Below are 9,184 nucleotides of genomic sequence, written 5' to 3' on the forward strand. Positions count from 1 at the left end.
TGGCTAGCGCTAGTGAAGATAAAACGGTGAAACTCTGGAATTTAGATGGCTCCTTGCTTGACACTCTAGAAGGACACCAGGATCAGGTTTGGGGAGTTAGTTTTAGTCCCGATAGTAAGTTAATTGCCTCTGCTAGTGCTGACAAAACCGTTAAACTCTGGCATTTAGACGGCACCTTGTTGAAGACCTTAGAGGGGCACCAGGATCAGGTTTGGGGAGTCAGTTTTAGCCCAGACAGCAAACAGATTGCCTCTGCTAGTAATGATGGAACGGTAAAACTCTGGAATCGCAATGGTAAGTTGCTCAAAACCTTAGAAGGGGATAATCAAGAGCATAATGATGCTGTCAATTGGGTTAGTTTCAGTCCAGACGGCGAAATGATTGCTTCTGCTAGTAGTGATGGTACCGTAAAACTCTGGAATCGAGATGGCAAGTTGCTCAAAACCTTAGAAGGGCATAATGGTGCCGTGAATTGGGTTAGTTTTAGTCCTGATGGAACCTTAATCGCATCTGCGAGTAGTGATACAACGGTTAATCTTTGGAGTCGGGATGGACATTTAATTAATACCTTTAAGGGACACAACGATTCGGTGTTTGGAGTTAGTTTTAGTCCCGATGGCAAATGGCTAGCCTCTGCTAGTAAAGACAAAACCGTGATTTTGTGGAATTTGGATGTGGATTATTTGCTAAGGCGGGGTTGTGCTTGGTTGTACGATTATTGGCATCATAACCGTGATGCTCAGAGGGATCAGCTTTGTGGATTTTAACTATAGCAAGGGAGTCGGGAGTCGGGAGTAGGGAGTCGGGAGTAGGGAGTAGGGAATCGGGAGTAGCGCTATACTTTATTAACTATTGGCTATTGCCTATTGGCTATTGGCTATTGCCTATTGCCTATTGCCTATTGCCTGTTCCCTGTTCCCTATTCCCTATTCCCTAAAATCAAAAAATTGTGTACCTCAACCCATTGACAATTACTATCTATGGAAACTCAATCTGATTCAAACCTAACTGATTCAAACTTAAGTAAAATAGCTTCTGGAGAAACCTGGAACTATGAAGCGACGGTGGCTAAAGTTGAAACCATTATTAGGAAAATAGAAACGGGAGAACTAGAATTAGCAGAGGTGTTTGATCAGTTCTCCGCTGCTGTCGAATATCTCCATCAATGTGAGGATTTTCTGGCTAAGCGACAGCAACAGATGGATTTGTTGATTGAGACGCTGACTAATGATTCTGATTTTTAATAGTAATGTTAAGCGAACAGCTATCAGCAATCAGCTGTCAGCTTGTGAATAAAAGAGGTAAGCATGGGTTTAATAGTCACAGGCTAGAAGCCTGTTCCACAAACTAGAAGCCTGTTCCACAAAGCTGACCGCTGACCGCTGACCGCTGACCGCTGACATCAGCCCATCCCTTGAATACCAACATGTCCAGCAAAGGCATACCAATCTTCACTAAAGCCTTTGAATTCCAGATCTTTCAGGGTAAATTTTACGTGATTCTCCTCCACAGTAAACTTAACCGTATTATCAGCATTAGGTTGATCTGTCACAATCACCAATTCAGTGCCTGCTGGAATTTCCTGCTTTGATGCTTCATTCAACATACTAGATTGAATAGGAGCTCGCTTAATTACCGTATCTTGATTAAATAAAAGGTTAAGTAAAACGGGTTGATTGACTAAGGTATTCTGATAAATAGGAATGTTTAAAGCAGTCTGATCGTTTTGTTTAGACACTACATTACTAACAGTTTCTACCGGTTGCAGACTCTCCATCATAATTGCAACATGGTCTTCAAAGGCATACCAATCACCACTGAAACCCTTAAAAGCAATATCTTTTAAACCCAGTTTAATGTGATTGCCAGATTCCTGACCATAATAGCGAAGTACTAATAGATTACCTGCTGGTACCATCTGACGTTTATTATCAGGCAATTGCGACGATTGAATCGGCTCTTGCTTGAGATAGCTATCTTGTTTAAACAGAATTCTTAATACATTTGCCATGACACTGTTTTTACTTGGGTAAGCTAAAAATCAAACTTTTAGAATTAAGAATGTAGAATTAAGAATGTAGAATTAAGAATTAAGAATGTAGAATTCACCATTCTGCCTTCTGCCTTCACCATTCTGCCTTCACCATTCTTCATGGTCCATTATAAATTATCAATTCACCATTCACCATTCACCATTCACCATTCACCATTCACCATTCTTCATTCACCATTCACCATTCACCATTCTTCATTCACCATTCACCATTCTTCATTCTTCATTCTTCATTCTTCATTCTTCATTCTTCATTCTTCATTCTAAATTCTTCATTCTAAATTCTTCATTCAACTAATACTACCCCGTTTACGAGCTTCCTTATAAGATATTCCCACATTCTTGACACCTGCCCGAATCATTTGTTGTTCAAGCAAAGCAAAGAAGCGATTCCGGTCACCGGCCTTTATCACCGCCTGATTATGAGCTTCAGACACAGCAATGGGATAACCATATCCTTTATAGACCTGCCCCAGCATTAAACTCAAGGCTTGATTGAGCAATGCCGAATTTTGGGCTACCCATTCTGGCATCTCGATACGAGCAATTTCTGTGCCAACATGGACATAACAGAAATAGATCCGATGATGGTCGTATAAATCCAGAATCCGTGCGGAACTCTGAAATAGAGGGCTACGCTGTCCTGGTTTCAATAAACTTGCCCAGAGAGTGGTATCCCGGAGGGGGTCAATCACCTGACAGGGCAACTTGTCGGTTAGATTACCACATTGGGTGATACATTTTGGTGTTTCATAGGGACAAGCTGGTAATCTGAGGAAATTAACCATTTCCACACTACGAGAAGCACTCAGGTAGCCGATCAGGGGTACATTAACAGAACGCAACTGCTCCCAAGCTGTTAGAATCGGAGGCAATATGCGATCGCGTGCTTCCCCTGGCATCCCATCAAGAAACCAGTAAATTAGGGAACCATCTACTATCGCTAGATTGGGGGTATCCCTGTGGGGAGCTGGTGGTTTCACCCAACGGCAAGCCATTTCTGCTAACATCGATACCTCGGAAATCGTGCGCCGATGCCCCATCCACTCCTGCGTGCGAATCCCCCACTGACGAGAAATATATAAGTCTTCCGGTCGGTAGAACACTTCGGGCATACTATCCAACAGAGGATACAGACTTTGTCCATAGTGCAACATTACCCGACCCACATTAATCACATAACAGTAGAGGATTTCGTGGTGAGACGGGGCAATTTGAGACCCATCGGTGGCGAAAACACTATGGCTTTCAGGGGGAATACTGATATCAACACAAGTATCTAGAGGTTCGGCAGGTGTTGCCGCCGTGAAGATCATGCGATCGCGCCATTCTTGATGAGACTTGAGCAAACTCTCTTGTTGTGTTTTAGCCTTTGCCAGTAATTGTTCAGCCCGTTCTAAGCGTTGGCGAGACGCCACCGCCTCTAGTCTCAGGTGCTTACTAATACCAGGAATTTGTCCTGCCAGTTTTGCCAGATCAAGCATGGAGAGCTCATCATTAGATTTACTGTAGATTTACGAATTTCAAACTAGTTATCTGTAACACAGGTTTTTTGTGATCCTAAACGACTCATTAAGTGATCCTAAACGACTCATTCAGTTATCCTAAACAAACACAGATAAATAAACACAATTGTATACATCAGGCTCCAATAACAAACCTGATCCTATACATCAGCCTCAGATCACAAACACGATTGCATACATTACCTTTTCATACTGACAGTATCCATGTCCGTAATTTCGTCAGTAATTTCTAGGAGGTAAGATTTTATGAAGAATCGCCAGTTAATCAAGTCCTTGTCCCTGGCATCTGCAGCAGTCATTGGTGGTAACGCCCCAGCTCAAGCCATAGACTTCGACTTCAGCTATCAACCAGGGACTTCATCCCCATCCGTCGCAGGAATGGGGTATCCTTTGCACAACATAGTTGGTTGTTATCTCCATGGGCGTAACTTTCCCGCGCACCGAACGCGCCCCGCGTGGCCTATGGCCAGGGTAGCTGAGTAGGGTCAATACCCAGTTTTTTTGAGACCCTTACTTTTTATATTAACACTATTTGAGACGGAATATTCATCCCCGACCTAATTCGACGGGGTATTCTTTTCCCTCTCAAACTCTCCCACTCTGATAAAACGAATGCGATGCTCAGCATTGAGCCGCTACGCGATTGGCCTATGGCCACGCTAAAAGCGATCGCATACATCAGCCTGGCATACTCAAAGCATAGATTTACCATAATAAAGTTAAAATTATCCTTAATTTTCGGTTACCAATGTCATTTTATCCAGCCACCGTAGTCTAGAGAATTTACCAATAGATTATGAAAACCAGCCCTCTATAATTTTCTATGATTTTTGAATATTTTGATGACATAACTAGTTTAGTTATATAGGAAAGGGAACAGCGGATCTGGGAACAGGGAGTAGGGAGTAGGGAGTAGGGAGTAGGGAGTAGGGAGTAGGGAGTAGGGACTTCGGAGCAGCGATGCAGACTGGTCTTGGGGGTTTCCAAGTCACTTGCTCATCTGACTTTTCACACTCCCCACACTTCCCACAATTCCCACACTTCCCCTGAATAGTTTAGGGACATAAAAGTTTTAGTTGCGTCTGTTTTTAAGCATAAATTATTGGCAGAATAACTTTCCTTTTACCTATACTTTTGAATAAATACAGCATTTCCCAATAGATCATAAAACCAAATGCTGATTTGTGATCACACCTCTGACACTTCCCGCGCCCACTCCCCGCGCCCCCGCCCCACACTATTCCCTGTTCCCTATTCCCTGTTCCCTGTTCCCGATTCCCTAATTATGACATTCATATTAAACTCTCATAATGTTTTTGACTATCTAGCTGCTCGTGGTTTATGCAATCCTTCCGAGCAAGCTCTCAGTAAAATTGAGCCACTGGAAGCCAAGAATTTTAACTTATTGCTGACCTTTCCAGATGGTAATAAGCTGCTCGTAAAGCAGGAGCGACATAACCAGGAAGGGAAAGCCGCTGGTGAGTTTTTGAATGAATGGCGAATTCAAGAATTCTTACAGAAATTTCCAGAACTTGCTAACCTCCGCTCTTTGATACCAGAGGTGCTGCATTTTGATGGTGAGAATTCCATTATGGTTTTCCGCTATCTCGATGACTATCGGGATTTAATGGATTTCTACGCCAAGGAAAATATCTTTCCTCCAGACGTTGCTGGCACCATCGGCACCCTTTTAGGAAAAATCCATCATCATACATTTAATCGTAAAGACTATCAAGATTTTTTTGGTACCGAAAACGATAATCAAACCACTGACCAAGTGCCTAGATTAGTTAATAGTTTAGAACGAATTGGTCCAGAAATCTTTGGTGCGGTACCTGCTGACGGGCTGAAATTCTTTGCCCTTTATCAACGATACGATAGTTTAGGGCAAGCGATCGCACAACTAGGCAATGCTTTTGCCCCCTGCTGTCTGACCCACAATGACCTAAAGCTAAATAATATCCTTCTGCACCAAGATTGGGAGCATCAGAGTACCAGCATTGTCAGACTAATTGATTGGGAGCGCTGTAGTTGGGGAGACCCAGGGTTTGATTTAGGAACACTGATCAGTAGCTATGTGCAAATCTGGCTGAGTAGCCTGGTTATCAGTAAATCTTTAAGTATTGAAGAATCCCTAGGTTTAGCCATGACCCCCTTGGAACAGCTCCAGCCTTCCATTGCTGCCCTAACCAAAGGGTATTTTGAAACCTTTCCAGAAATTTTAGAACACCGACCTGATTTCTTGCGGACAGTAGTGCAATTTACAGGTTTTGGTTTGATTCAACGAATTCGGGCGATGATTGAGTACCAAAAATCCTTTGGTAATGCTGGGATTGCCATGCTTCAGGTTGCCAAGACCTTGTTGTGTCGTCCAGAACAATCCATGCCCACGATTTTTGGCCCTGCTATTGCTGAATTAATCCAACTCAGTCCTTCCGCTGTTTAAGACATAGCATTTCCAATAACATCAAAAACTCTTCAAAGGTCTTTCCTACTGTTCCCTGTTCCCTACTCCCTACTCCCTACTCCCTACTCCCTACCAAACTATGATCCAACTACTTGATTCTAAACAAATTAAACCATCCCCCATCGCCAATCAGCAATTACTAGATGTTCTAGACGATATTGTTAACAAAGTAAAAATCCAATCAGACTTCTCTATTCACCATTCAGATTACAAACCGTTGGAAATTCCAGCCGAAGCTGTGGAACGTTTTCAACGGATGCCCGAGGATATGCAGCAAAAATATATCAGTCTGCAACTGCGGAGTTTTCTATATGGTATTTATTACAACGGTTCAATGCGAAATGCTCTCGCACCGGAAGCAGATACGGAAGCTGCGCCACTAGACCTGGAGAACAATACCATCCTAGGAGTAGATGTGGGATTTTATCAGCGACTGCACCACAGCAATAGTGGCAAAGGCTACTTTGACCCTGGTTGGTCTGTTCTCAGAGAAGAAAGTGATGGCACTTTGGCTGTGACTAAGGGAGGATTGAGGCTGCATATTGAACGGGAGCAGCATCTACAAGCATCCCAGCAATCTGCCACCGTCGGGGATTCAGTAGCAATCCGTATGCCTAAGAATTTGGTGCAAAATGGCTTTTATATGGCCGTTGGCAATCTAGAAGCAAATCGTCCGCACACAGACCAGTCAGTGACTGTGCGAATTTACTTCAACTTGACTCCTGAGGGTGCAGTTGCCGTAATGGGTAGCTTAACCCAACAGCTGAACGACATGGAAATTCCGTTCCACTTTAAAGTTTTGTACAATCCCAAGGACTACGAACGGCACGATTCGGGGGTACTCTACTTTGATAAGTGTCACTATGACGCTGTTGAGGGAGTTTTAAAGACTATTTATACAGAGCACCAATCCCATTTTCAGCCAGAGGTGCCCCTATTTACCATGGAGCTAGCACCAGGATTGGGGTTAGCAGAAGAACCAGACCAAAAATTTGCCGAACAGGAAAGCTTTGGCATGAATCGCTGTCAGATTGTCGCCAATGGCTTGTTAGAAGCTTGGCATCAAGGGGATGATTCCACCGAAGGAAAGATGAAGGCTATCCTTGGGCAATTTTCTAGGCTGGGGATTGACTTGGAGCGTGTTTATCTCAATGCCAATTCTGAAGATATTTATCAGTGTTTAGATATATAGCACGTAAGCATTCAGCCGTCAGCTATCAGCTATCAGCTATCAGCGATTAGCGCATCCCAGCGTCGAAGCCTGTGCCACGCACGCTACTTGAGGTGCTAGCAGGCGCTTTAACTGCACGGGGTCGGATGAGTAAAACGAGCAGGGATTTTCAACCAGCCGTACCAGCACCCCCGGTGCTTGTTTACTACCTCCCGTTGATTAGCTGACGGCTGATAGCTGAATGCTTAGGTATAAATATTGCCTAAGCTTCTGATTAGGGAGTCAGTCGATGTTTAGGATACCAGCTTCAAGGTGATGGAAACCTTTGGAACTGCGTCAGAAAATATCAATGGCTTGGAAGCGATCGCAAACTACTCTGGAATTGTGGATGCTGGGTTTGAGTTAATCCCCGTCGAACCTCGCGAACTGGATACGATCGGAGCCGATGCCGTTATTTTATTAATTTAGTTACAATCTCAAAATAGTTACTTATTAACCTACAACAAAAGTGCCTTAGCTAATTGAGAAGTGCTAGAACCTAATCTTAGTCTTTTAGTCCAAGAGTAGTCTTGGGCTATTTTTTATGGTTTTTATCAGCTCCAATAGTTTTGTGGACATAACTGTTTTAGTTTAGTTCCTTAGACATACAGCGTTTTTCATAACTATCAGGTACACAGAATTTTCCCCCTATTCCCTGTTCCCTGTTCCCTGTTCCCTTTTTCTATAAGTCCCAAAATAAAAAAAAATAGCCGTAGAAATACTATCCACGGCTATTTCAATTTTTTATGTCACAAAATTAGCAAACCTAACCTGCTCTGATCTGATTGGCCAAAGGCTATGCTACAGAAGCAGACCAAAACCTTGGCCAGGGGGGAAATCCCCCCAAACGTTTAAGGTGTTATGGCAACAACCAATACTTGGTTATTGTAGTGATCACTTCCCCTGGAACATCAGTGGGTTCCAGAGGGGTCCATTCCGCAATTTCTGCATAGCCTAGGGAGTAAAGCATCTGCATACTATAGATGACTGATTGACGAGAACCTTTGAGAGTGTGCTGAGCAGGTTGTTTCTTGAAGTTTTGGCTGAATTGTTGTGACATAACTCAGAATTTAATTTTGTTTACACTGATTATTTTAATGATTATAGTTATTGTTGTCAATGGTTTTAAAAAAGTTTTTTTTGGGAAGTTTTAGGGTTAATAAAAAGGTCAGCGATTAGCGCTACGCGCACGCTACTTGAGGTGCTATCAGCTATCAGCTATCAGCTAATGCGCTACGGGCACCTTTGAAGAAAATCGTAAGCATTCAGCTATCAGCTATCAGCGATTAGCGCTACGCGCACGCTACTTGAGGTGCTATCAGCTATCAGCTATCAGTTATGAGCTATTAGCTATCAGCTATCAGCATTAAGCTTATGCCCTAGGCGCACGCTGCATTAGGTTGAAGGCTGACGGCTGACGGCTGACGGCTGACGGCTGAATACTTACATAAAATCAGCTCACCACTGACCACTGACGGCTGACGGCTGAATACTTACAAAAAAGTAAGCATTTGTGCGTCAGCTTTTTATCGTTTTTATCAGCTCCACTAGTTTTGTTGACATAATTGTTTTAGTTGATTCCCTAAATTAGAGATATAACAATTGTCTCTCCTATGAGGTACACAAGATTTTTTCCCTGCTCCCGTCTTGATGCAGTCGCTCATGGGGGTTTCCCCCAAGACCGCGCTGCATCGCTGCTCCCTGCTCCCGAGGGGTGCATGTCAGTTTTGTTAATCCCTGATTCAGATCCCCCATTATCCCCCTTAATAAGGGGGACTTTTCAATCTAATTCCCCCCTTTTTTAAGCTATGCTTTATAAACATATTTCTTTACAAAAAACTTGACAAATTTTAGGAATTATGAATAGGAAATAAATAGGGCTGGCTGCATGAAGGCAGAAGGCATACCCGACAAGGCTTTCAAGCCTT

The 9,184-nt window shown here is 43.2% G+C and carries 13 protein-coding genes; 9 read left to right on the top strand and 4 right to left on the bottom strand.

All coding sequences use genetic code 11. The features are described from left to right. The 3 genes from F6K49_RS31135 to xseB all read left to right on the top strand — a co-directional run. Window positions 1-767 (top strand): WD40 repeat domain-containing protein (locus tag F6K49_RS31135; RefSeq protein ID WP_293102882.1); only part of this gene is annotated, 767 nt, incomplete at its 5' end. Continuing rightward, window positions 755-937, top strand: coding sequence for a hypothetical protein (locus F6K49_RS31140; RefSeq protein ID WP_293102885.1), 183 nt, complete (start codon window positions 755-757; stop codon window positions 935-937). The genes F6K49_RS31135 and F6K49_RS31140, both read left to right, overlap by 13 nt. Before the next feature lie 43 nt (window positions 938-980). Further along, window positions 981-1,244, top strand: coding sequence for an exodeoxyribonuclease VII small subunit (gene xseB / locus F6K49_RS31145; RefSeq protein WP_293070142.1), 264 nt, complete (start codon window positions 981-983; stop codon window positions 1,242-1,244). 158 nt (window positions 1,245-1,402) lie between these two features. Here xseB and F6K49_RS31150 read toward each other — a convergent pair whose 3' ends face one another. Continuing rightward, complete coding sequence (locus F6K49_RS31150) at window positions 1,403-2,011, bottom strand: hypothetical protein (RefSeq protein WP_293102889.1); 609 nt, start codon at window positions 2,009-2,011, stop codon at window positions 1,403-1,405. A gap of 332 nt (window positions 2,012-2,343) precedes the next feature. Beyond that, a complete protein-coding gene (locus F6K49_RS31155) occupies window positions 2,344-3,537 on the bottom strand; it encodes a DNA double-strand break repair nuclease NurA (protein ID WP_293025261.1) in 1,194 nt (397 codons plus the stop codon). 288 nt (window positions 3,538-3,825) lie between these two features. Between F6K49_RS31155 and F6K49_RS31160 the strand changes: the two genes are divergently transcribed. Then, window positions 3,826-4,062 (top strand): hypothetical protein, encoded by a 237-nt coding sequence (locus tag F6K49_RS31160; RefSeq protein WP_293070144.1) that lies wholly within the window; start codon window positions 3,826-3,828, stop codon window positions 4,060-4,062. A gap of 134 nt (window positions 4,063-4,196) precedes the next feature. Then, entirely contained in the window at window positions 4,197-4,352 is a 156-nt protein-coding gene (locus F6K49_RS31165) for a hypothetical protein (RefSeq protein ID WP_293070146.1), read from the top strand. Between the two features lie 87 nt (window positions 4,353-4,439). On the opposite strand, the gene F6K49_RS31170 is transcribed toward F6K49_RS31165, so the two are convergent. Next, the gene (locus F6K49_RS31170; protein WP_293070148.1) at window positions 4,440-4,571 is read right to left on the bottom strand and encodes a hypothetical protein; all 132 of its coding nucleotides are present in this window, start codon (window positions 4,569-4,571) and stop codon (window positions 4,440-4,442) included. 293 nt (window positions 4,572-4,864) lie between these two features. On the opposite strand from F6K49_RS31170, the gene F6K49_RS31175 reads away from it, so the two are divergent. The 3 genes from F6K49_RS31175 (at window position 4,865) to F6K49_RS31185 (ending at window position 7,685) form a co-directional block, all read left to right on the top strand. Then, on the top strand, window positions 4,865-6,025 hold the full coding sequence (locus F6K49_RS31175) for a phosphotransferase (protein WP_293070171.1): 1,161 nt from the start codon (window positions 4,865-4,867) through the stop codon (window positions 6,023-6,025). A gap of 100 nt (window positions 6,026-6,125) precedes the next feature. Next, on the top strand, window positions 6,126-7,238 hold the full coding sequence (locus F6K49_RS31180; protein WP_293070150.1) for a T3SS effector HopA1 family protein: 1,113 nt from the start codon (window positions 6,126-6,128) through the stop codon (window positions 7,236-7,238). Window positions 7,239-7,532: 294 nt separating this feature from the next. Continuing rightward, a complete protein-coding gene (locus tag F6K49_RS31185) occupies window positions 7,533-7,685 on the top strand; it encodes a hypothetical protein (protein ID WP_293070152.1) in 153 nt (50 codons plus the stop codon). A 430-nt stretch (window positions 7,686-8,115) separates the two neighbouring features. Here the strand turns inward: F6K49_RS31185 and F6K49_RS31190 are convergent, their stop codons facing one another. Continuing rightward, entirely contained in the window at window positions 8,116-8,316 is a 201-nt protein-coding gene (locus tag F6K49_RS31190) for a hypothetical protein (protein ID WP_293070154.1), read from the bottom strand. A gap of 553 nt (window positions 8,317-8,869) precedes the next feature. On the opposite strand from F6K49_RS31190, the gene F6K49_RS31195 reads away from it, so the two are divergent. Continuing rightward, the gene (locus F6K49_RS31195; protein WP_293102895.1) at window positions 8,870-9,061 is read left to right on the top strand and encodes a hypothetical protein; all 192 of its coding nucleotides are present in this window, start codon (window positions 8,870-8,872) and stop codon (window positions 9,059-9,061) included. The last annotated feature ends 123 nt before the right edge of the window (window positions 9,062-9,184 follow it).

Source organism: Moorena sp. SIO3I6 (assembly GCF_010672095.1).

Excerpts from the sequence above, each read along its gene's own strand:
- xseB (WP_293070142.1), top strand. The coding sequence starts at position 981 with ATGGAAACTCAATCTGATTCAAACCTAACTGATTCAAACTTAAGTAAA.
- F6K49_RS31150 (WP_293102889.1), bottom strand. The coding sequence starts at position 2,011 with ATGGCAAATGTATTAAGAATTCTGTTTAAACAAGATAGCTATCTCAAG.
- F6K49_RS31155 (WP_293025261.1), bottom strand. The coding sequence starts at position 3,537 with ATGCTTGATCTGGCAAAACTGGCAGGACAAATTCCTGGTATTAGTAAG.
- F6K49_RS31160 (WP_293070144.1), top strand. The coding sequence starts at position 3,826 with ATGAAGAATCGCCAGTTAATCAAGTCCTTGTCCCTGGCATCTGCAGCA.
- F6K49_RS31165 (WP_293070146.1), top strand. The coding sequence starts at position 4,197 with ATGCTCAGCATTGAGCCGCTACGCGATTGGCCTATGGCCACGCTAAAA.
- F6K49_RS31175 (WP_293070171.1), top strand. The coding sequence starts at position 4,865 with ATGACATTCATATTAAACTCTCATAATGTTTTTGACTATCTAGCTGCT.
- F6K49_RS31180 (WP_293070150.1), top strand. The coding sequence starts at position 6,126 with ATGATCCAACTACTTGATTCTAAACAAATTAAACCATCCCCCATCGCC.
- F6K49_RS31185 (WP_293070152.1), top strand. The coding sequence starts at position 7,533 with ATGGAAACCTTTGGAACTGCGTCAGAAAATATCAATGGCTTGGAAGCG.
- F6K49_RS31190 (WP_293070154.1), bottom strand. The coding sequence starts at position 8,316 with ATGTCACAACAATTCAGCCAAAACTTCAAGAAACAACCTGCTCAGCAC.
- F6K49_RS31195 (WP_293102895.1), top strand. The coding sequence starts at position 8,870 with ATGAGGTACACAAGATTTTTTCCCTGCTCCCGTCTTGATGCAGTCGCT.